We start from the raw sequence: 22,979 nt of genomic DNA on the forward strand, positions 1-22,979 counted from the left end.
CGGGGCGGTGGCGCAGGGCGGCGTCTTCAAGTTGCCGAAGATCGGATCGGCGGCGCTCGCCAGTCCGGACGACATCAGCAGCGCTGTGACGGAGATCAGGATGGGTTTCACGGTAAGGTCCTCGCATGGCTGGCCCGCCAACAGGCCGATGACCGAATGGACCACACAGGCGCTGCCGACCGCAAGAAACTCGCCGTGTGTTACTGTAACCTACATGGTGCCGGCCGGGTTCTGTGTCATCCTCATGACGACTACGCGGATGTGCGGGAGCCCGCGTCGCCTGGCCGGGAGCCGATGCAATGGAATACGACACGGAGTTTGCCAAGCGCAGGTTTCCCGAGCAGACGCTGGAGATCGAAGCGCTTGCCTCCCGCAATGAAAGCTTCCGGGAGCTGTGCAACGACTTTTCCATCGCGGACCAGCACATGCGGGACTGGGAGTCGTCTACGGCTCCTGAGCGAGATGAACGTTATGCCGAGGCGCTCGAACTCATGGATTGGCTCGGCAAGGAAATCCATACCATGCTGGATCTTGCCAAGGTCGTGCCATTCCCGGGCGCCAGATGAACGCGCGATCTCCGCATCATCGGCACGTCGGCCGTTACGGAAAAGGAACAACATGCCTCGACTGATGGCGATCATCTTGATCTTCGCGGTCGCCCTGGTCATGGCGGCTTTGTCAGCCTGGGGTTCCCTCGCCCTATGGTATCGCCTGTCCCTGCCTGATTCCGGACGAGCAATTGGCGCTGGCGTCTTCCTCGTCTTCGGTCTCTGCACTGTCGCGGCGCTTGCCAGCCGGCTGCGCATGAGAGCCATCCTTTCGTTCGCTGTCGTCTTTGCCTTGGTTCTCTTCTGGTGGAGCTCGATCAAGCCGGAAGCGAACGCTGCATGGGCGCCGGACGTCGCCCGCCAGGTCACGGGTCGTATCGACGGAAATTTGCTGACCTTGACTGATGTCCGGGATTTCGAGTGGCGAAGCAATTCCGACTTCACGGAGCACTGGACGACACGAACCTACGATGTGAACAAGGTGAAGACAGTCGACCTGTTCATGTCATACTGGGCGGGGCCCCAGATCGCACATGTCATCTTCAGCTTCGGCTTCGAAGGCGGCGAACAACTCGCCTGGTCGATCGAGGTACGCCATAAGGTCGGTGGCGCGTTTGCTCCCCTTGCCGATCTCTTCAAGAACGACCCGCTCGTGGTTGTTGGCGCGGACGAACGTGACGTTGTCGGCGTCCGCTCCAACGTGCGTGGCGAGGACGTCCAAATCTATCGGCTGAGAGCCAGTCCGGAGCAGGCACGAAAGCTACTGCTCGAGTACGTCGCGGAGGCCAACGCCCTCGCCCGGACTCCACAGTACTACAACTCGATCACCACCAACTGCACGACGACCGTCGCCAAGCTGATGCGTGTCGCCGGAGACAAGGTGCCGTTCGACTGGCGGTTGATCGTCAACGGTTATCTTCCCGACTACGCGTATGACCGGGGAGCCATTGACACGTCGATGCCGCTCGCCCGGCTGCGAGAGATTGCCAAAATCCACGGGCGGGCGCGGGCGGATGGATTGTCGCCCGATTTCTCGAAGGCAATCCGTCTCGGCGTGCCCTTCCCGGTCGCCGTCGCTACGCCGTAACGTACAGTAACATACGAAGGGAAACGCGATGATTGAGGCATCGTGCGCCCTGTCAGGAATTCGCTGGGCGAAGTTTCGCCTACGCCCTCAACCAGGACCGAACTCATGAAGCTCATCATCAAGCACTTTCAGAACGTCGCCACGGCTGCGGCCCTCCTGATGATGGTGGCCGTACCAATGTTCGCTCCGACCACGGCCGAAGCCCGCCGTGCGGTGGCTGGATGCGGAGCTAGAGGATGTGCGGCCGTCGGTGGTCGCGGTGCAGTCGTAGTCCCTCGCCCGCCCGTCATGCGGGGCGTCGTCGTGGTGAACCCTCGCCGTTATTGGCCCGCGGGCGGTGCGATTGCCGCGGGGGCTGCCCTCGGCTTCATCGCAGGCGCAGCGGCGGCCTCGGTCGCCGGAACGCCGCCGCAGTCCGGCATGTGCTGGTATTATACCGATAACACCAAGAAGACGGGTTTCTGGGATGTCTGTCCGCGATAACATGCTATGACGTCGGCATGTGGATTGAGGACGGCGATCAATTTGAACAGACAAGGGGTGATGCAGGCGCCATCACCCAGTCGCTCGTCTGACGGCAAGGACGTCAGAGCGTCTTTGAAGTTCACGGAAGTTAACTGATTGAGAAGATCCTCGCCTCCTGATGTGGCGACGGAACATGCCACGCGAACAGCACAAGTGTCTGTTGCGTCAACAAGCTACTGTCCGCCTTCGGGCACGTGACTGCGTATCGATGTCGGAATGCTGATGGGGGATGACTTGGGCTTGTTTGGTTCGTTGACTGCTGGTCGTATCCGGCGACTTCTTCCATGCCTCGCGCTGGTCGTGCTCACAGGCTGTGGCGGACACCCGAAAGACGTGCTGTCGCCCGTTGCGGATACCGTGCCGGATACCAGCCGCGTCGATATGCTGGTCGCGACCACACGCGCCCGATCCACCGTTCCCGGCCAGATGTTTACGGGCGAGCGCGCCCGGACGCCGTCCTTCGCGGAGATGAGAGTTTCACTGCCCAAGATCCGCAAGGAGGGTGACGTCGCCTGGCCAAAGAAGCTGCCTTCAAATCCGGAAACCGATTTCGCCACACTGAAGGCCGACGAGCTCAGTCTCGACGGCGCGAAAGGCTGGCTGAACGCCTCGGTTAGAAAGAACCCCGACCACAGCGTCCTCGTCTTCATCCACGGCTTCAACAATCGCTTTGAAGACAGCGTCTACCGCTTCGCTCAGATCGTCCACGATTCCAATGTCCGCAGCACGCCGATCCTTGTAACCTGGCCATCGCGCGGCAGCCTGCTGGCCTACGGTTATGACCGCGAGAGCACCAACTACACGCGCAACGCACTTGAGACGCTGTTCCAGTATCTCGCCAAAGACGGAGAGGTGAAGGAAGTCAACGTGCTGGCCCACTCAATGGGCAACTGGCTGGCGCTGGAGGCGCTCCGGCAGATGGCGATCCGCAACGGCGGTCTTCCGGGGAAGTTCAAGAACGTGATGCTGGCCGCCCCTGATGTGGACGTCGATGTCTTCCGATCGCAAATCGAGGACATGGGCAACCCGCATCCGCAGTTCACGCTCTTCGTATCGCGCGACGACAAGGCGCTTGCCTTCTCGCGCCGGGTCTGGGGCAACATCCCACGGCTCGGTTCGATCGATCCGGAAACCGCACCGTACAAGGCTGAACTCGCCGACTACAAGATCTCGGTGATCGACCTGACGAAGATCAAGGTCAGCGACGATCTCAATCACAGCAAGTTCGCCGAGTCGCCGCAAGTCGTCCAGCTCATCGGCGCGCGGCTATCCGAAGGGCAGACGCTGACGGACAGCCGGGTCGGTCTTGGCGACACGATCCTTGCGGGGACGACGAATGTGGCGGCGGCGGCCGGAAGTGCCGCGGGTCTCGTACTGACCGCCCCCGTCGCGGTGCTTGACGCCGATACGCGCGGCAACTACGCCAATCATGTCGGCGGCCTGACCGGACAAGACGGCGGAAGGCAGAAGATTGCGGTCAAGAACTGCGCGGCGATTCCGACCGACCCGGCGTGCCGGAAGCCGAGATAACAGGAGACGTCCGCTTGAGCTCGATCGCCCTGGGCGCACTCGTTTTCATCTGCCTGTTCGGGGCCTCGCTGATCGGCATCCTCATCCGTAACCGGCTGCCAGCCCATCACCTCGATTCCGAATCCAAGGACGTGATCCGCCTGTCGACGGCGGTTGTCGGCACCTTGTCTGCCCTTGCCCTCGGGCTGCTGATCGCCTCGGCGAACAACGTCTACAACAACGCCGAAGCCGAACTGCGGACTTCCGTTGCCCGTTTGCTGCTGCTTGACCGGGTGCTGGCGCACTACGGCCCGGAGACGGCGGATGCGCGTAGCCGGCTGCGGCTTCTCGTCGAGAACAAACTTGTTCAGGGATGGGGAACCGCGGCCGAGCGGGCGGGCATCGAACCATACGATGAAAACCAAGGCATCGAGCCTGTGCAGGGCGAACTTCGCAACCTGGTTCCGGCGACCGAACCACAGCGCTTGCTTCAGGCTCGAGCGCTCGAGATCAGCGGCCTTCTGGCCGAAGCCCACTGGATGTTCGTCGAAAGCAGTTCGGAAGGGCTGCCGACTGCGTTTCTCGTTATCCTCGTCTTTTGGCTGGCGTGGCTGTTCCTGACCTTTGGCCTCCAGGCCCCGGCCAATTCGACCGTGATCGGGGTCATGCTGGTCTGTTCGCTGTCAGTCGCAGCAGCGATCTTCCTCGTCGTCGACATGGCGCATCCGTATCTTGGCGTCATCTATGTCTCGGACGGGCCGCTGCGGGCTGCGCTTGAACACATTGACTCTCGGTAACTGCGCGGGCGGACCGAGCGCCTCCGTATGGTTCACCCCGAGAATCCTTCCCGACAGTGCCACATTTGCCGGCAGCGAAACCTCTTTCAGGTAGACGAAACGCTCTTCGGGAGCTAGGTTGCATCAGGGGATTCCAATACAAGCTGTAACTGTCGCGCATATGCTGTGACCGGTGAGGAGGATGCAATGCAGCCCTCGGTGCCTACGCCTGACAATCGGGCCGAGCGCCCCTGTCCGACCCATGAGGAGGTCAGGGCGCAGCTTAAACGGATTCTGTCCAGCCGCGAGTTTCCCAGCGCCGGACGTGGCGCTGCCTTCCTGAAATATGTTACCGAGGAGACGCTTGCAGGCCGGGCACAGCGTCTCAAGGCGTATTCGATCGCCATCGAAGTGTTCCACCGAAGCGCGAGCTTCTCTCAGGAAGATCCCGTCGTTCGGATCGAGGCCGGACGTCTGCGCCGGGTCATCGAACGCTACTATCTCATTGCGGGCCAGCGCGATCCGATCCGCATCGACATCCCCAAGGGCGGCTACGTGCCGACCTTTACGCGGAATGACGCGCCGATAGAAGCGGCCGGGGATGCGCTGAACGAAGACGTCACCGAGGCCCCTGCTTTCGCGTGGCGGCGTCTCGCCTGGCCCGTGCTGGCCGTGCTCGTGGCATTCGTCTGCGCGGGGCTTGGCTATTACGCGGGCGTTCTGACGGGGCCGGCCACCGGTCGTTCCGCCGGGCAGGTTCCGGGCGAGCCGACCCTCGTCATCGCACCCTTCGCGGACCTGGGCGATGGCCCGCAGGCTGCTCGCTATACCGCCGGGCTGACCGAGGAGCTTCTAACCGCCCTTCCCCGCTTCAAGGAGATCACCGTCTTCGGCCGCGAGACATCGAAGGCACTGCCTCCCGGTGTCGAGGCATCGCAGGTGCGCGAGGGACTTGGCGCCCGTTACCTTCTCGCAGGCGGGGTCCGCGTCGCGGGCGACAAGGTCCGTGTGACCGTGCGCCTCGTCGACACCTCCAACGGATCCATCCTGTGGTCGCAAGACTACGACGAGAATCTGGACACGCACGAGCTCTTCTTCATTCAGACGGATGTCGCGAGCAAGGTGGCAACGGCGATCGCCCAGCCTTACGGCATCATCGCAAAATCGATGGCGGCCAACCCGCCGCCGGACGATGTTGGCGTCCATGACTGCACGCTGCGCTACTACGCCTACCGCGAGGAGCTGAACTCGGAAGCGCATCTGATCGCGCGCGACTGCCTGCAGAACGCCGTGGCGCGTTTCCCCGCCTACGCGACGGCTTGGTCAATGCTCTCGATCATCCATCTCGACGAGGGCCGGTTCGAGTTCAATCCGCAGAGTGACAAGGGTCCCGCGATGGAGCGCGCGCTCGGTTCGGCGCGGCGGGCGGTCTCGCTCGAACCCGACAACACGCGCGCCCTGCAGGCGCTCATGACGGCACTGTTCTTCAACAACGAGACGAAAGAGGCGTTCGATGTCGGCGAGGAGGCGCTCGCCGCCAACCCGAACGACACGGAGTTCCTCGGGGAGCTCGGAACGCGCGTCGCGTTCTCGGGGCAATGGAAGCGTGGCGCGGAACTGCTGGATCGTGCGATCAAGCTCAATCCAGGCGGAGCCGGATATTACTTCGGGACGCGCGCCCTGATCGCCTGCATGCTCGACGAGCATGAGATGGCGGTGCGGCTGATCCGCAAAGCCGACCTGCAGAAATTTCCGCTCTTCCATGGCGTTGCGGCGGTCATCTACTCCGAGGCCGGGCTGTTAGCAGAAGCGAGGCGCGAGGGCGAGGTGTTCATGAAAATGCGCCCCGACTATCTGCCCAACATCGTGGCCGAGAACCGGAAGAGAAACCTGCCACCGAAGGACAGCACGCGCATGATCGCAGCGCTTCGACGGGCTGGACTGCCAGTGCCCAGCGCGACGGATGTCGAAGCTGAGTTCAGGGTTTCCGACGCCGCATACGGCCGTTAGGGCCGTATGCTACGGTAGCATACGTTTCTTTTCCGGCGTGTTCCGTCATTCTTCCGGCGCATGACCTCAGTCTGGCTCACCGCCAGCCTCGGCATCAGACGGAGAATAGTGCAATGGCCACGACCGCATCGACCCGCATCTTGCTGCGAAGGACATCCCTGACGCTTGCAGTCTCAGCGACGCTCGGCATGGGGTCGACCGCCTACGGACAGAATTCCAGCGCCGATCTCGCCAAGAAACCTTCGAATCCGATCGCCTCGCTCATCAGCGTCCCCTTCCAGTTGAACTATGACCACGGCTACGGCCCGCTCGATGGCGACAAGACGTCGCTGAACATCCAGCCCGTGATCCCCATCTCGCTGAACGCCGACTGGAACCTGATCTCCCGCACGATCCTGCCCGTGACCTTCCAGGACGACATCGCCGGGCCATCCGGATCGCAGTTCGGTCTCGGCGACGTCGTCCAGAGCTTCTTCCTGTCGCCTGCCAAGCCAACCGATGGCGGCCTCATCTGGGGCGCGGGACCTGTCTTCCTGATCCCGACCGCGACTGACGACCTGCTCGGCGGCGAGAAATTGGGCGCAGGAGCGACGATTGTTGCGCTGAAGCAGGGCGGCCCCTGGACCTATGGCGTGCTGGCCAACCACATCTGGTCGTTCGCTGGCAATGAGGACCGCAACGACATCAGCAACACGTTCCTGCAGCCCTTTCTTTCTTACACGACACCGAATGCATGGACGTTCGCGCTGAACACGGAACCCACATACGACTGGAAGGCGAATGAATGGTCGGTGCCGATCAATCCGACCGTCTCCAGGCTGGTCAAGGTGAACGAGCAGCCGATCAGCCTGACGGCCGGGCTCCGATACTGGGCGGCGGCTCCGGACAACGGCTCCGAAGGGCTGGGCGGGGGTCGGGCTGACGTTCCTATTTCCGAAGTAGGCGCAAAGAGCCCCGAAGAGACATCGTACTCATAACTGGAGCTCGTTCGGCGCATGTCCGCAGTCGGATAACCTTCTCCTGCTACCTCTGCATGCCCGACCGCACGCTGCGAACCAAAAGGACGTTCACATGCTTACGAAACGCGATCTGCTCCGCTCTGCTGCGATGGCCGCATTCGCCGCCACGACGGCGAAATCCACCCAGGTATTTGCGCAGAATAAGGCCGAATCGCCCAGCCTGCTGGAGGCCAAAGACATTGCCGAAGAGGGCTTCATCTACGGCTTGCCGCTCGTGATGAACTACGCAGTCATGCAGGAGTTCGCCGTGGACAGGAATTCCGGACAGTTCAAGGCACCGTTCAACGAAATCAACAACATGCATCAAGTCGCCACCCCGGCGGACACCGCAATCATCACACCGAACAGCGACACGCCTTACTCGATCCTCTGGCTGGATTTGCGCGCCGAACCGATGGTCATCTCGGTGCCAGCGGTCGAGAAGGACCGCTATTATTCGGTCCAGTTCATCGACGGAAACACCTACAATTTCGGCTATATCGGCTCGCGCGCCACAGGGACCGAGCCGGGCTCCTATCTCGTTGTCGGACCCGACTGGAAAGGCGAGAAGCCCAACGGCATCAAGCAGGTCTTCTCCTCGACCACCCCGTTCGTGTTCGCCAACTTCCGGACCCAACTTATCAACGCCGAAGACATGCCGAACGTGGAAAAGGTGCAGGCGGGCTACAAGGCGCAACCGCTTTCAGCCTTCCTCAAACAGCCCGCCCCGCCCGCCGCACCGACGATCGAGTTCGTTCCTGCCACCACTGCCGGGATCAAGAAAAACTTCTTCCTATATCTCGACGTGGCCCTGCAATACGTCCCTGAGACGTCAAGGGACGAAGCAATCCGAGCCAAGCTTGCAAGGATTGGCATCGGTTCCGGTAAGACCTTCGAGTTCAAGGATCTGTCGCTCGAACATAAGGCAGAAATGCTGGCCGGCATGAAGCAAGGTGACGATAAAATCAACAAATGGCTGGCCAGCGGAAACGAACCCATCAACGGCTGGAACGTCAGTTCGCTGCTTGGCGATGAGGCCTTCTTCAACGGCGATTGGTTGATGCGGGCTGGGGCCGCCAAGGCCGGTCTCTATGGCAACGATGCCGCAGAGGCCATGTACCCCTTCACCCGAACGGATGCGACCGGTGAACCGCTCGACGGCAGCAAGCACAAGTACACCATCACCTTTCCGCCTGGCCAGTTGCCGCCTGTGCATTCGTTTTGGTCCGTGACGATGTACGACGGCAAGAGCCAGTTCCTGGTCAAGAATCCGATCAATCGCTACCTCATCAACTCTCCGATGTTGCCGGGGATGAAAAAGGACGCTGACGGTTCGCTGACGCTGTACATCCAGAAAGACAGCCCTGGTGCGGACAAGGAAGCCAACTGGCTTCCGGCCCCGGATGGCACAATCTATCTCGTGATGCGCCTGTACTGGCCGAAGACGGAAGCGCCTTCGATCCTGCCGGCGGGGAAAGGGACATGGCAGCCGCCCGGCGTGAAACGGGTCTCGTAGAAGACGCTGAACGCCGACGATAACTTGATTTCCCGCACAATCCTGCCCCTTTCTATCATGTGCAAAGGATGCCGCAGACGGGCCTGACAAACACAAAGCTGCTTTTGCTCTCTCCGCCGCTCGGCAAGGCAATCGTGGCCGTGGATCCTCGAAACTCGGCTGCGAGCGGCCGCATCATGTCGACCAGGGGATCCAGAAATTCCGAGAGCGCTTGCGGCCCCACTCTCGTCTGGCCGGACACAGCCAACAGAGCGGCCCTCTGCGCCAAATAGGCTTGGGCTTGAGGACCTAGAGTCGTCGGCACGGAATCACCTGGCCTTTTAAACGCTGTCGGATCGCTCACATATGTCCTTCTTCGGTGGTTTTCTGATTTAGCTGAAAGACAGGTGCCCATCTCGCTCTTGAAATGCCGGCACACTATGCTTCACGAAATTAGCTGATGACTTCTTGCCCACCGCGTGATCGCATCTTGGGGTGTAGGCGCGGGTCCGAAGAAATGTTCTTGTTTCGAAATATTCGAAACGTAGACGCCCTTCTTGAAGAACAGGAACATCTCGATCAGATCGTACCCAAGCTCGGAAAACAGCTTCACGGGCCGAGCGAGCAAGCGGAAAACCAACCATGGCACGACCCGAACCCTAAGACGTCTCTTCGTAATTTCGGAGACGATATCGGCGATCTCTTGCTGACTCTTGGGGCCATCGCGCCAGCCGACATCGATGGTTTGGTTGTTGATTTCACTGCCAGGAAACGTCGCGGCTTTGGCAAGATATGAGGCCAGATCATCTGTTAGAACATAGGACCACCTCGTGGTCTTATCGCCCATCGCCAGGAACCGGCCAGCTTTCACACCCTTCGCAATAAAGTCCGTACTCTGATCGAGAAATGTAGGCGCGCGGACAAATACATACGGCACCCCGGAGGCCTTGATCAGATCCTCGGCCACTTTCTTGGCGTGGAAATGCGGCACTGCAGACGCAGCCTCGCAGCTAACGATGCTGAGAAAGACAAATCGGCCAACTTTGGCTCTTGCCGCCGCCTCTATAAGGTTCTTGTTGCCCTGGAAATCCGTGTCGAGGCTTCCCTTCATGTAACTGTTAGCTGAACTGACGACGACGTCCACGCCCCGCAAAGCACGATCCAATGAAGCTGGATCCATCATGTCGCCGCGCACCCATTCGACGTCGGCGCTTTCATTTGAGGGCGCGCCCTTTCGCGACATCGCGACGACGGCAACGCTCGCATCAAGCGTCAAGTTGCGAAGAATCTTCGCTCCGAGGAACCCTGTTGCGCCGACGACCAGGACCTTCTTTTTCGCCGTCGCGCTTGAGCCTTCGATCTCGGCGAGTGCCTTCTTATCCGAGGCAGTCAAGGGATTTGCTGATAGAGGCAATCTAGTCTCCTGTCATGAACTAATATCGGTCCGGGCGCTCAGGACGGGGTAATCGATGTAGCCCTGTGCGGTGCCGCCGAAGAAGGTGTTGTGGTCTGCCTCGTTCATCGCTGCATTAGCCTTCAGCCGCACGACGAAGTCCGGATTGGCCAAGACCATCTGGCCATAGGCTTCGAGATCGGCCAGTCCCGAAGTCACGTCGACGCCGATCTGATCGTGCGGGCGACCCGGCCGGTTGAGGATCAGCGGTTGGTGCCAGAGCTTGCGGATGTTGGCGAGTAGCGGCTCGTCGCCTTGGTGCATGATGTGCATATAGGCGAGCCCGAGGTTGTCGAGTTCGGCGACGAGATGGCGATAAAGATCCGCCCCTTCAGCGCCTTCGTCAATTCCCCACATCGTCGTGCCGGGGGACAGTCGGATTGCAGTTCTGTCCGCACCGATCTCCTCGGCGATCGCCGTGGCGACCTCGATGGCGAAGCGGGCACGGTTCTCGATGGAGCCGCCATATTCGTCCGTGCGCGTGTTGGCACTCGGCGCGAAGAACTGCTGGACGAGGTAGGCGTTTGCGCCGTGAATCTCGATGCCGTCGGCGCCGGCCTCGATCGCTGAGCGGGCCGCGTGACGGAAATCGGCGACGGTTCGGCGCACTTCTTCGGTCGTCAGCGCGCGCGGCGCGGGAATGTCCTGCATCCCGGTCGCCGTGAACATGGCCGTCCCCGGCGCGATCGCGGACGGTGCGACGCCTTGGCGATGATGCGGCGTGTTGTCGGGATGCGACATACGCCCAGCGTGCATGAGCTGGATGAAGATGTGGCCGCCTTTATCGTGCACGGCGGACGTGATCTTGCGCCAGCCGGCGACATGGGCGGGCGTATAGATGCCGGGTGTGGTGAGATAGCCCTGGCCGTCATCCGAGGGCTGGGTGCCTTCAGTGACGATCAGGCCGAGCTCGGCGCGCTGAGCATAATATTCCATGGCCAGCTCGCCCGGCGTACCGTCGAAGCCGGCGCGGCTGCGAGTCATCGGGGCCATCACGAGGCGGTTCGGCAGAGCGTAGCGGCCGACGCGGACAGAGGTGAAGATGGGGTTCATTGTGGGCTCTCCATTGGCTGGAGCCCTTATCCACTATTCCAATCTAAGGATAATCGGGCAAAACTGAAATCAGTTTTCCATCTATGGCGCAATCACATGAGTCATTTGAACGATATGGCACTATTCGTGGAGGTCGCTAGAGCCAGGAGCTTTCGGAAGGCTGCGGAGGCTCTCGGCATGCCAAACTCCACTCTGTCGCGACGTGTCAGCGAATTGGAGAAGGCTATCGGGCTGAGGCTCCTACACCGCACGACGCGCAAGATCGAGCTCACCGAGGCCGGTCAGCTCTATTTTGAGCGGAGCAAGCGGATCGTCGACGAGGCACGGCTCGCACACGAACAGCTCGGCGCGATGCTTGAGCAGCCAAGCGGCGTCCTCCGGGTTTCGCTTCCGGTCGACCTCGCTACTTTTTACCTCACGCCGATCATCGGCGATTTCGCGCGGCATTATCCCGGCATCTCGTTCGAATTCGACCTGACCCCGCGCCGTGTCGATCTGGTCACCGAGCCGTTCGATGTGGCGATCCGCATAGGCAAAATGGCAGATTCCACTCTGATAACTCGCCTGATCGGGCGGCATTCGCTGCACCTCTATGCGTCTCCTGGCTATATCGAAGCGTCAGGCGAGCCCGCCACACCGGCGGAACTGGCGAAGCATGAATGCATCGGCATGCTGCGGAGCCCTACCTGGACTTTGCACCGGGAGATGAACAAGGTCGATGTCGCCGTTAGCGGCCGCTTCACGCTCAACAGCGTCGGGATGATCCGAGCCCTGGCGGTCAACCACCAGGGCATCGCCCTGCTTCCCGAGAAGATCGTTGCTGAGGACTTGGCCTTCGGCCGGCTCCGACGCATACTGCCCGAGTGGCAGGGCTCGGCGGTCAGCATCTACGCCGTCACCGAAACTCGCCTTATTCCAGCCAAGACCCAGCGCTTCATCGAGTTCCTATCCTCTAGGCTGATGGAAGCTTGAACCTGGAGTTTCTTATGGAAGCACGCGGGACCGGCAGCTTTCGGAAAGGTGCGGGCTTGATGGTCTAAGACCGGAATGGGCCTGACTGCCGACGACGATGTCATCTCATCCCGCCCAGGGAAAAGCTCGAAAAGCGCTTGGCCTCGACATGCCGGTTAGAGAAGGCGCCGTCGCTGGGATGGGCCGCGCTCGTCCCACCTGAGGACCTGTCCATCGTATCGACCGAAACGATGTCAATGATCTCCCAACTGTCGAAGATTTTCCGCCCACCGCAGATGTCAGCGGACACGACGCCGACGCCGAGCTCGATACTGGTCGCGAGAAAGTCTTCGCCATTGTCTCTATCGAGAACACAAACATTGCAACCTTTGGAGAACGGCGCGCAGCCTGTCGCTGCATCCTTGCGTACAGGCCTATACGACATGCGCTCCTCGGATCGTTCGGCTCTTCCGAACCGCAGATTGGCGATCTGCCGACTAATCCGGACGGGCATTTCGGTTTAAATCATTGTCATCACCCCGGCATGGGGCGAGCAACCGATCAACGAAAGGAATTCGTCATGTCCAGACTTGCAAACAAGACCGCCCTCATCACCGGCGGCACCAGCGGCATCGGCCTTGAGACCGCCCGCCAGTTCATCGCGGAAGGGGCTCGCGTCGCCATCACGGGCAGCAGCGCGGCCAGCGTTGAGAACACCCGGAAGGAATTCGGCGACAAGGCGCTGGTCATCCAGTCCGACGCCGGAAGTGTCGAAGGACAGAAGGACGTCGCGCGGCAGATCGAGCAGGCGTTCGGTCATCTGGACATCCTCTTCGTAAATGCCGGCGTCGCCCAGTTCGGTCCGGTAGAAGGCTGGACGGAGGCCGACTTCGACAAGTCGGTCGCGACGAACGTCAAGGGTCCGTATTTCCTGATCCAGGCGCTGCTGCCGATCTTCGCCAAGGGTGCGGCCATCGTGCTGAACATCTCGATCAACGCGCACATCGGAATGCCCAACTCCAGCGTCTACGCCCTTACCAAGGGTGCGCTTCTCACCTTCGCCACGACGCTCTCGGGAGAGCTGATCGGCCGCGGCATCCGCGTCAACGCCGTGAGCCCCGGCCCGATCGCAACGCCGCTATACGGCAAGCTGGGAACGTCGGAGGCAGACTCGAAGGCCATGGCCAGCCAGATCCAGAGCCAGATCCCCGCCGGCCGCTTCGGCGACGCAGCCGAGGTTGCGAAGACGATCATCTTCCTCGCTTCGGACGAAGCTTCCTACATCGTAGGCAGCGAGCTGATTATCGACGGCGGGATGAGCAACCTCTGAGGGCTATCTCGCCAGCGTGCTCGGGCAGCGGGTCCAACCGACGAGGTGGGCCTTCTCCACGAAAATCGTGACGGCGTAGGCGACAGTTTGATCGAGCTCGACCTTTCGTTCCGGACTATCTGGCTGGGCACTCGGTGGATTGATCATGGCGAGGTTGCCTTTCAGAGAGATATGGTCACGGCGGACGGGTTAGATGCTCGCCTGGCGTTTCGTTGCCCGCACCGAGAAATCGGAAAAACCGGTGCGTTCATCATCTCCGTCGTGTCCGATTGACACACCGCGACCTCACGCGACCTCACGCAATTAACCTCCGTTCCTAGCGAAGGTTCCAGTAGACACTATAATAGCGATCCCGGCCCCGTTTCGCGGTTGCCAGCTAGAAGATCGACGTCGCATCGCCTACGCGCCCTTGAAACCAACACAATCATCGATTATCTGCAGGTAATCGGCGTTGCTGGTGAGCACTCCACGCGAGCGTTCGCGACTGCCGAAGTCGCTTATCTGCTTTTGACCACGGATGTACTGGCAATGGTGTGAAAAGCGATGTCGAGAAGGTCGGTGCGGTTTCGCCCCGGCCTTTTTTATTGCCTGGTTATCAGGGCAGAGCGCCCGGCCACTCATTCGGCGGTTCTCCGGGCGGGACATCGATTCCCCCAGGGCCAGCCGCTAAGGTTTTAGATCGAGCAGAGCGCGACCGCTTCCATCCATGGCGAATGGCACGGATGCATGTTGGTGGGACACCATCCAGCGGCCATCGCGCTTCACCAGGCCAAGTGTTTGACGAAACCAAAGATCGACCTCAGTGCCATCAGTTTTAGTTCCTGTCATGCGCGTCAGACCACTCCAGAAAGCAACGTCTCCGCCGACTGTTAGCTTGGCGTCGCAAACATCGCCACCGATCGGACCTTCCCAGGTATTGAACCACGCCTGTAGGCCTGCCTCATCCTTGCCGTGGTAGACGAGCGGCGGTGCTAGCGAAAACTCGACAGAATCCTCGGTTTCGTAGGAAAGTGCACCCTTGGCATCTTTTTCGCCGAGCGCGGAAGCGCGCATCGTTAGCATGGCGATAATCGCCTCGTCTTCGATTTTGACTTTGGTTTCGTTGCTCATTGGCCGTTCTCCTGTGCTGTTCAAGCAGAGGACGAACGAGGCAACGACAATCCGACACCGACACACGAAGCTAGTGGAAATTTCGCGCCTTCACCTTCAAGGTGTCGATATGGAGATCCGGGATTTGTCCCGAGCCGGATACTATGCCGAGTCCGTCCCTCAAAGCCCGCGACTTCCGGTAAACCCGGAAAGCAAGCTCGGAACAATATCGAAGAAGTCCCGCGCTCAATCGCAGGCTGCGGCTTGTCCCTTGGGTCCGGCCCGCCGCCATGGGCAAACGCGTCTCCCCTGCCGTCGGTAGCTTGAACGCCGTGCCGGTCGGCAAGCCCTGACAGGTCGCCCGACAGATCGAAGAGCTGATGTGATGCCAGTGACCGGAGTTACGGTGGTGGTGGCGTTGGTTGCAGCATTCATTGGCTTTGATCTCCTTCATCATTAGAGGGCGATCGGCGAAGCGATGCAAAGCGAGGCTTTGGCAGGCAACAACGACATAGTGATGCCAGTTTCTCATCTCTTCGGGTGCGCCAGGTGCCTTCCCGGTGAATTCCGAACGTGCCGGATCAGGAACCGTCCATAGCAGCGGTGGGTCTCGCTGCGTTGATCGGCTATGTCTGGGGGATGGACCCGCTACCCCAATCCTTTGCACGTAGTTGAACGATTGGCTATTCAGGCCCTTGCGGCCGATCGGCAGGACCAGAGGGCGGCTGTAGAGCAGTGCCAGTCCCGGTTTTGGGTCGTCTGATACGGAGCCTCCGAGGGCTTACCAGAGACGGCGGCGCATCGGAGAGCATCTCACGCGCGGCGGTGGTCAAGGTGGAAGCGATGAAATCAGCCTCTGGAAGCTTGTGCAGGTGCGTGTCATCATCATTTTCAGACCAGAGCACTGCGCCTACGCGCGTGGTGGGATACATGCGCTTGAATCGGCGTACAAGTATGCCGGCATGCCTGACGGAGTCAAAGTTCAGGAAGCAAACGACGATGGCATTTGCTCCATTCGGAACGAGATCGCGGCTGCGGCGGTTGGCGATGTCGGAGTGCCTTGCTGCCACCACTTCCGCTCCTTGCACTTGGAGAACCTGGGCCAGCATCACCGCTGATGCATCATCAAGAGGCCCCCTGCCACCAATGCAGAAGACCGTTTTCCCGGTCCCGTCCGGCAGTTCCTCGTCGCCTTCTCCCTCGTCCTTCGTGGCCGTCAAGGGTGTCTCGTCGGCGGTTTTGTCCTCCTGCTCTTCTTCCTCCTCCTCCCGGGCGATCTCTTCCAGATTCGAGACCAGCGTGATGGCGGTACCGAACAATTGATCCATCTGCTCCGCTGTCAGGACGCCTCTGCGGCGGTCCTGCTCGGCGAGCAGGAGGGCTGGAATAGCAACCTTGCCATAGTATTCCTCCAGATAATCTTCCTCGAGGATCTCCTCAGCGAGATCGGTGGCCTCGTCGGGATCCCCAGCTAAAAGTCTTTGATAAAGGCGTTCCTTGGGATCAAGCACCGGTTCGCTGCCAAACAGGACTTCCAAGAATTCAAACTGCGGGACATAACGCCCTAGAACTGCCAGGCACACGGTCAGCGGCGTCGACAGGATAAGGCCGACCGGTCCCCATAACCATGCCCAGAAAATAGCCGCAACGATGATGGCAAGGGGAGAGAGGCCTGTTCGGGAACCATACAGCCACGGTTCGACGATGTTGTTGCTCGTCAGCTCCAGCGCGAGAAAGATCGTGGCGACCCAAAGAACAAGGCTCCAGCCCGGATCGACCGCGAACGCCAGGAAGAGCGGCAGTACGGCAGCTATTACCGGCCCGATATATGGGACGAACCGCAGAACGATGGCGAGCATCCCCCAGAGCACTGCATTGGGTATTCCCACCGCCCAAAGCCCAAGCGCCAAGGGGATGCCGTAAGCGCAGTTCACGACCAACTGCATGAGAAGATATTGCGCAACGCGGCTTCCCGCCTCCTGCAGGGCTTCGGTGGTGCGATGGAGGTCTCCGTAGCCGACGAGCCGGATAAAGCGGTCGCGAAGCTCCTCCCGCTCCAGGAGCATGAATATGACGACGACTATGATTAGTCCCAATGACGCGATCGGACCGACCAAGGGGCTGATCAAATTTGTCAGCGTAGCAATGGGACGGCTTGGCGCGAATATCTCTACGAGCAGGGGCTCCCTAGATGGAGGCTCGCCCACGGGAGCAGTCGGGTTCTTCTCCACACTGTTGAGTTCCCGTCCGACACTTTCGACGACAGAAGTCAGACGCTGAAGGATACCCTTATCGCTCCCGCTCTCCTGGAGCGCCCGGATCTTTCCCACAATGTTGGTTTGATAGGCAGGGAGGTTTTGCGCGACTTCAGTAACCTGTCCCGCTACCACAAGGCCGAATAGGAGGAGAATAAGGAAGGCGAGCATGACGGTAGTTATGACCGCCAGAATGCGAGGAAGCCCCAGCTTACGAAGACGTGAGGAAATTGGTGCCAGTGCGAACGTCAGCAGAACAGCGATTGCCAGAGGAAGAAGGACTTCCTTTGCAAAGTAGAGAATGGCAATGACCGCGAGCACGCTCGCAAAGGCAGGCATGCGTGAAGGTGATGAGGGCGGAATTGAGTATATACGACGAGAACCCCCGGGGTCGTTTTTCAATTCCGCCTCCTTGCTGTGGTCGTGACGTGAAGGCGTCGATATGCCAATTGGTCCCAGACTCAGGGAGGTAGGGCGCAGATAGGACTTAGCAAATGATCGCTGCACTGGGCCGAGCGGCAAGGTGCCACTCTCCAAGATAATGGTGATCTCGCAGGACTGGGGGCCTACGATGAATGCGCATCCTGCCTAGGTCGCCCTCCAGGCCGCCCTCGGATAAGGATCGATTGGGTATTCAGCAACGGCAAGCCTAGTTTGGTCGAAGCGGTCCGATGCTCAAGCTCAGGACATCAAGCCTTGCCGGTTCGAACTACCCGCCTGGCTATTTTCGCAGGATCTTCTCCATCGCTTTCCCTTTGGCGAGTTCGTCGATCAATTTGTCCAAGTAGCGGATTTCACGCATCGTAGGTTCTTGGATGTCTTCCACGCGAACGCCACAGATCACACCGGTAATCAGCGATCGCGAGGGATTCATTTGAGGCGCTTGCGCAAAGAAGTCCTCAAATTTTGTGTCGTTCGCCAACTGATCATCTAGCGTCTCTTGGGTATGTCCCGTCAGCCAACAGATGATCTCATCGACGTCAGCTTTCGTGCGCCCCTTCTTCTCCGCTTTGGCGACATAGTGCGGATAGACGCTCGCGATACTGACTGAATAGATTCGATGCTTGGTCATGCATCCCCCGGCGGAAGCGTTGTGAGCTTTTGTCACCGCTAACCTTAGCCAACGGACCCTCAACCGCAATCCTTTGCAGCGCGGGAGGCTTAAAGAGCAAGTGCGGCATGTCCGACGAGCGGCGCGAACGTCCGCTCTAGGGCCGATAGCGGAAGACTGTGCACTTCAGGATGCGTTTATCCTCCTGCGCGACGCCATGCGCAAATCAAACGTAGCAGCAATCGCGCGGGCGGTGCTGTCCTGCAGATGCGCACGGTCGTGTTCCGCGCTCAAAAAAAATGGCCTCATCGCCATCGCATTGAACTTCGACTACGACGTCAGGTCGTCCCCGACGGCTTTCGACGAGATACCAAAGCTGAAGATGGAGGTCGAAATGCTCGATCTCGCAAAACACATCATCGGCACCGAGAAGGAAATTCAATCCGGCGGAGTACGACAGCGACGAAATCGCTGTCGTCGTGAACCCAATAATGCCTGCGTTTCCTCTCCCTCCCAAAGAAATTCTTGTTAGCCGCATGCATTCCACATTTATATGCGATCACGTGCCCCCGCCAAATTAGGCCATTCGGCAACGTGTTTCAGGGTATGCGCCACTCTTGAGAATTCCGGTTATCGTCAGTCATTTTGCGCCCACAGTCTGGTATCTGGCGAACGCGGCAGGCAGCCTGATCTCTCTGACCAGCACTGTCGATGTGGGCATCTCGACTAGCTCGGATGGAAACTTCATCAGCGTCCGGCGTAGTACGCCTGCGCCGGAAAATCTTGCGTCTTCGCCGGAAACAAGAAAACTCTCCGGCGCCTTTTCCACAATTTTCAGGGGATTGGCATGATTGATTGCGGCGACTTTTCAGTTATGTCGGCTGAGTTTTGCAGGATTGACCGATGAAATACCGCGCAGAAATTGATGGCCTCAGAGCCATCGCCGTCCTATCGGTGATCCTTTTTCATTCAGGAGTTTCCTTCCTGCCGGGCGGCTTCGTCGGCGTCGATGTCTTCTTCGTCATCTCGGGATATCTGATCACGGCGATCATCATCGGCCAGATGACGGAACAGACGTTCTCCGCGGCCGATTTCTACCTTCGCCGAGCAAAGCGGATTTTGCCTGCTCTTTTCGCGATGATGTTCGTAACGGCCTTGGTCGGTGCCGCACTTCTCACGCCTCCAGCCTTCGAGCGGCTGATGCGGAGCATCGGCGAGGCCAGCCTGTCGATCTCCAATTTCAGTTTCGCCAGGGCGGCTGGGTATTTTGACGAGGGCACCGCCTGGCGGCCGATGCTTCACACTTGGTCTCTCGGTGTCGAGGAACAGTTCTATCTTTTCCTGCCGCTCTATTTGTTCATTGCCCGCTCCCGAACAAGCTGGTCATGGCAGCGGATCGTCACCCTCCCGATGATCATCTCGTTCGCAATTGCCGTCGTCATGGTGCGGCATTGGCCGACGGCCGCCTATTACCTTCCGTTCGGCCGCTTCTGGGAACTGCTCGTCGGAAGCCTGCTGGCGACAGGAACGTTTGGCGCCATTCGGGACGACCGTAGGCGTCAAGCAGCGTCGGCCGCCGGGCTTGCTCTCATCGCCATTCCTGTTCTCTTCTATGGAGAAAACACGACATTCCCGGGGGAGACGGCACTTCTTCCCTGTCTCGGAGCTTTCCTGATCCTGCATTCGGCGCGGTCCGGACGAAGTTTTGTCTCAACGGCCCTTGCTTCTACCCCTCTCGCGTTCATCGGAAAACTGTCCTATTCACTCTATCTATGGCATTGGCCTGTTCTCTATTTTGCCAGAATCATAAAAGGACAAGCGCTCACGGCCGGTGAAGGGCTCGCCCTCTTGCCTCTCACCTTTGCTGTCAGCTACGCCGCCTGGCGGTTCATCGAGAACCCTGCTCGACGATCCGATGCCAGCTTCCGTACTGCCGCAAAGTTGGTCGCAGCGACCGTTGCAACCTGCATCAGCCTATGGGTCGTCACGGAACAATTGGGCGGCATGCCCGGGCGGTTTTCCGGCGTCGAACGACGCATGGCGTCGGGTGCGCGCGACACCAATCCCGACCGTCGTGCATGTGACACGCCTTCGCTCGAACGCTTGAGGGCTGGCACGCCCTGCGTTCTCGGCGCCGACAAGGTGCCCGGCGTGGCGCTGATGGGCGACAGCATCGCAGATGCGCTCGCACCGGGTGTCGTCGCGGCCGCCGAGCAGGCCGGGCAGAGTGTCATGATCCTGACGAAAGAAGGCTGCAGACCGATCATCTGGTCGAGAAGCGATTCCGGCAGCTGCCAGCGGTTTCTGGTGGAGGCCGAACAACTGTTGAAGCGAACGGAAACCATTCATACCGTCGTCATCATCGCGCGCTGGACAAACATCGCCAGCGGCTATCGCTATGGCGCTCCCATCCTGGTACCGCCGTCGATGACGCATCCCGACGACGAAGCGAAGCTTTCCAGGCTTGCCGCGGCTCTTTCAGATCAGTTCGCTCACCTCGACCAGAAGCGGATCGTCGTTGTCGGCTTCGTTCCGGAGCAGCCGTTATACGTGCCGCAGACCGTCTTGGTCCGGCATCGGCTGGGCCAGCCCCTGCCTTCGGGTGTGTCGAGGGATGTGTTCGAAGAGCGGCAGAAAATCGTCAGGCGGCTGTTTTCGAGGCCCAACTTCGCGAAGGTGACGCTGATCGATGCCACGCCATTCTTTTGCAATGATGAAACCTGCCCCGTCCAAGACCAGGGACTTCCGGCTTTCGTCGACGACAATCATCCAAGCGCGTCCAAGGCGCTGTCCGTCCGCGCAATGTTCGCGCCGGCATTCGTCACCCGCGAGCGGCTCCAATCGACGGCGAAGGCTCCTCCAGTTTCTCAGAAGCCCTCTTAGGTAAGCCTAGGCCTTCTTACCGAAGACCTCTAGCATCTTTTCTCCGTCGATTTTCTCACCCTAGATAGAAAAACCTCGTCTCAAGGTCTTTCGCGTTTCGTGCAGACTGTGCAGTTTGGCATGTCAATCCTGGCTCGCGACGGGGCCAGCCGTGCCGAGCTTGAGGCCGTGGCTGAGGTCTCGATACTGGGATGGGATGCCCGCGCCAGGAGCGACACCCTTTCCACATAAAAGCGTGCAGGCTCATGGGCTGCGCTCTATCGATTCTCATTGATAAAGCAGGCAACCGAGGAAAACCGTTCACCTCCGGTGGCCGTCTGTCGAGACCCGGGATAGTGCTGCGATTGGAGGGAGGACGGAGCAGGAGGTTTGCCCATCGCGACGGCGTGAGGCACAATTGCTTGAAACCGACCCAAGGATGCACCCGATCAAGCGATCGCACTTCCGCGGCCCGTCGATTTGACCTGCTGAGTTCGGCCGAGAGGACGTCTACTCGCGTGCCCGCTTCAGGTCGGATAAACTGCCTCGACACCCGCATTTGAACAAAACCGCGCTCCCGCTGGTTATTCTGCAAAATCGCGAGAGAACGACGATGGATTTCCTAGAGGCGGTCAACGCTGCCGGATCTTGGCTGCAGGCTTTCCTTTTCAATGAGTGGACGGTCTATCAGTCCGCCCTGATTGTCGCCGGTTACCTGCTTTCCGGCTTGCTGGCAAAACGGATCGAGCCGGCATTGGAATCGCGCGCCCGCACCATCAAGGGAAATCCGGATCTACTTCGCGTCATCATCGCATTCATGCGGCGAACACGCTGGCTCTTTCTGATTGTACTGCTGGCGGTTGCGGATGTGGTGCTGTTGCGATTTGCGTGGCCATCGCACCGGTGGCTGGTAGCAACAGCCCTCACTCTCGTGGTGGCGTGGTTCGTCATCTCGGTACTCACGCGCATCATCCGCAACCAGATGCTGGCGCGTGTCGTTGCCGCCGCCGGCTGGCTCTACTTTGCACTTTACGCGCTTGGGCTGGATCGCGCGCTTCTGGCAGCACTCGATGGTATAGCCGTCAATCTCGGCGCCGTTCGCCTTTCAATGCTGCTCGTCTTGAAGGCCATCGTCCTTTCCGTCGCGTTGATCTGGCTTGCGGTTCTGATCGGCAACATGTCGTCGAACTGGATCCAGAAGTCCGCGGATCTCACGCCCTCCTTGAAGGTTCTCATCAGCAAACTGATCAAGATCGGGCTCATTGTCTTTGCGGGCACGATTGCCTTGTCTGCGACAGGCATTGACCTGACGGCGCTCACGGTTTTTTCAGGTGCTGTCGGCGTCGGCATTGGTTTCGGCCTGCAGAAGGTCGTCTCCAATTTCATATCCGGAATCATCATCCTGCTCGATAAATCCATCAAACCGGGCGACACGATTACGCTGGGAGAGACCTTCGGCTCCATCCGCGACCTGCGCTCCCGCTTCGTCTCCGTCATAACCAGAGATGGAAAGGAGTACCTCATTCCAAACGAAGACTTCATTTCCCAGCAAGTCGTCAACTGGTCGTTCTCCAGCGATTATGTCCGCATCGAGGTGGATTTCGGAACCTCGTATGACAGCGATCCGCACGAGGTTGCCCGCATCGCGATCGAAGCGGCCAAGACCATTCCGCGGGTTGCGGGCACCTACGCCCAGCCGGTCTGCTGGATGACGGCCTTCGGGGCTTCATCGGTCGATTTCAAGCTGAGATTCTGGATCTCCGACCCGAGCAACGGCCTTACCAACGTGCGCGGTGAAGTACTCATGGCATTATGGGATGCATTCAAGGCAGCCGGCATTTCGATCCCGTTCCCGCATCGCGAAATCATCATGAAGACACCTGTCGAGCTTGCCCGCGCATCTTTTCGGCAACGGCCAGGCGATGAACGCGCTTCCGGCAGCCCCAAATCCGGGAACTGAATTGCCTCAAAGACGTTCGGCAGTATC

17 protein-coding genes and 2 pseudogenes are annotated in these 22,979 nt (G+C 59.7%); 13 read left to right on the plus strand and 6 right to left on the minus strand.

Annotated features, from left to right (window positions below; genetic code table 11):
- The first annotated feature begins 299 nt into the window (after nt 1-299).
- The 8 genes and pseudogenes from C9413_RS04440 to C9413_RS04475 all read left to right on the plus strand — a co-directional run bounded on the left by C9413_RS04440 (nt 300) and on the right by C9413_RS04475 (nt 8,969).
- Entirely contained in the window at nt 300-566 is a 267-nt protein-coding gene (locus C9413_RS04440; protein ID WP_039845597.1) for a hypothetical protein, read from the plus strand.
- Between the two features lie 52 nt (nt 567-618).
- Nucleotides 619-1,635 carry a DUF4105 domain-containing protein gene (locus C9413_RS04445; RefSeq protein WP_170250221.1) on the plus strand — a complete coding sequence of 339 codons (1,017 nt, stop codon included), beginning with the start codon at nt 619-621 and terminating at the stop codon, nt 1,633-1,635.
- Nucleotides 1,636-1,740: 105 nt separating this feature from the next.
- Nucleotides 1,741-2,118: a hypothetical protein gene (locus tag C9413_RS04450; protein ID WP_039845599.1), complete on the plus strand. Its 378-nt coding sequence runs from the start codon at nt 1,741-1,743 to the stop codon at nt 2,116-2,118.
- Between the two features lie 264 nt (nt 2,119-2,382).
- Nucleotides 2,383-3,690, plus strand: coding sequence for an alpha/beta hydrolase (locus tag C9413_RS04455; protein WP_052451559.1), 1,308 nt, complete (start codon nt 2,383-2,385; stop codon nt 3,688-3,690).
- A gap of 14 nt (nt 3,691-3,704) precedes the next feature.
- Nucleotides 3,705-4,466 (plus strand): membrane protein, encoded by a 762-nt coding sequence (locus tag C9413_RS04460; protein WP_039845600.1) that lies wholly within the window; start codon nt 3,705-3,707, stop codon nt 4,464-4,466.
- A gap of 186 nt (nt 4,467-4,652) precedes the next feature.
- Nucleotides 4,653-6,455 carry an adenylate cyclase gene (locus tag C9413_RS04465; protein ID WP_039845601.1) on the plus strand — a complete coding sequence of 601 codons (1,803 nt, stop codon included), beginning with the start codon at nt 4,653-4,655 and terminating at the stop codon, nt 6,453-6,455.
- A 188-nt stretch (nt 6,456-6,643) separates the two neighbouring features.
- A pseudogene (locus C9413_RS04470) lies at nt 6,644-7,397 on the plus strand (transporter).
- Nucleotides 7,398-7,526: 129 nt separating this feature from the next.
- Nucleotides 7,527-8,969: a DUF1254 domain-containing protein gene (locus C9413_RS04475; RefSeq protein ID WP_039845602.1), complete on the plus strand. Its 1,443-nt coding sequence runs from the start codon at nt 7,527-7,529 to the stop codon at nt 8,967-8,969.
- Between the two features lie 424 nt (nt 8,970-9,393).
- Here the strand turns inward: C9413_RS04475 and C9413_RS04480 are convergent, their stop codons facing one another.
- Both C9413_RS04480 and C9413_RS04485 read right to left on the minus strand, forming a co-directional pair.
- Entirely contained in the window at nt 9,394-10,362 is a 969-nt protein-coding gene (locus C9413_RS04480; protein ID WP_082046545.1) for an SDR family oxidoreductase, read from the minus strand.
- Between the two features lie 12 nt (nt 10,363-10,374).
- Entirely contained in the window at nt 10,375-11,454 is a 1,080-nt protein-coding gene (locus C9413_RS04485; protein ID WP_039845604.1) for an alkene reductase, read from the minus strand.
- A gap of 96 nt (nt 11,455-11,550) precedes the next feature.
- Here C9413_RS04485 and C9413_RS04490 point away from each other — a divergent pair, with 96 nt between their 5' ends.
- Complete coding sequence (locus C9413_RS04490; protein ID WP_039845605.1) at nt 11,551-12,426, plus strand: LysR family transcriptional regulator; 876 nt, start codon at nt 11,551-11,553, stop codon at nt 12,424-12,426.
- Nucleotides 12,427-12,526: 100 nt separating this feature from the next.
- Here the strand turns inward: C9413_RS04490 and C9413_RS04495 are convergent, their stop codons facing one another.
- Nucleotides 12,527-12,850 (minus strand): hypothetical protein, encoded by a 324-nt coding sequence (locus tag C9413_RS04495; protein WP_039845606.1) that lies wholly within the window; start codon nt 12,848-12,850, stop codon nt 12,527-12,529.
- 135 nt (nt 12,851-12,985) lie between these two features.
- Between C9413_RS04495 and C9413_RS04500 the strand changes: the two genes are divergently transcribed.
- A complete protein-coding gene (locus tag C9413_RS04500; protein ID WP_039845607.1) occupies nt 12,986-13,735 on the plus strand; it encodes an SDR family oxidoreductase in 750 nt (249 codons plus the stop codon).
- A gap of 666 nt (nt 13,736-14,401) precedes the next feature.
- Here C9413_RS04500 and C9413_RS04505 read toward each other — a convergent pair.
- From C9413_RS04505 to C9413_RS04515, 3 genes are all read right to left on the minus strand, one after another.
- Nucleotides 14,402-14,845, minus strand: coding sequence for a nuclear transport factor 2 family protein (locus tag C9413_RS04505; RefSeq protein WP_039845609.1), 444 nt, complete (start codon nt 14,843-14,845; stop codon nt 14,402-14,404).
- Nucleotides 14,846-15,507: 662 nt separating this feature from the next.
- Nucleotides 15,508-17,418 carry an AI-2E family transporter gene (locus C9413_RS04510; protein ID WP_223844017.1) on the minus strand — a complete coding sequence of 637 codons (1,911 nt, stop codon included), beginning with the start codon at nt 17,416-17,418 and terminating at the stop codon, nt 15,508-15,510.
- A 382-nt stretch (nt 17,419-17,800) separates the two neighbouring features.
- Entirely contained in the window at nt 17,801-18,151 is a 351-nt protein-coding gene (locus C9413_RS04515) for a DUF2200 domain-containing protein (RefSeq protein ID WP_039845610.1), read from the minus strand.
- Nucleotides 18,152-18,320: 169 nt separating this feature from the next.
- On the opposite strand from C9413_RS04515, the pseudogene C9413_RS04520 reads away from it, so the two are divergent.
- From C9413_RS04520 to C9413_RS04530, 3 genes and pseudogenes are all read left to right on the plus strand, one after another.
- A pseudogene (locus C9413_RS04520) lies at nt 18,321-18,588 on the plus strand (Ku protein); the annotation flags it as partial.
- A 445-nt stretch (nt 18,589-19,033) separates the two neighbouring features.
- A complete protein-coding gene (locus tag C9413_RS04525) occupies nt 19,034-21,013 on the plus strand; it encodes an acyltransferase family protein (RefSeq protein ID WP_170250222.1) in 1,980 nt (659 codons plus the stop codon).
- Nucleotides 21,014-21,605: 592 nt separating this feature from the next.
- Nucleotides 21,606-22,952, plus strand: a complete 1,347-nt coding sequence (locus C9413_RS04530) for a mechanosensitive ion channel domain-containing protein (RefSeq protein WP_052451646.1) — start codon at nt 21,606-21,608, stop codon at nt 22,950-22,952.
- The last annotated feature ends 27 nt before the right edge of the window (nt 22,953-22,979 follow it).

Origin of the sequence: Rhizobium sp. SEMIA 4085 (assembly GCF_013004495.1) — a bacterium.
Taxonomy (GTDB): domain Bacteria; phylum Pseudomonadota; class Alphaproteobacteria; order Rhizobiales; family Rhizobiaceae; genus Rhizobium; species Rhizobium gallicum.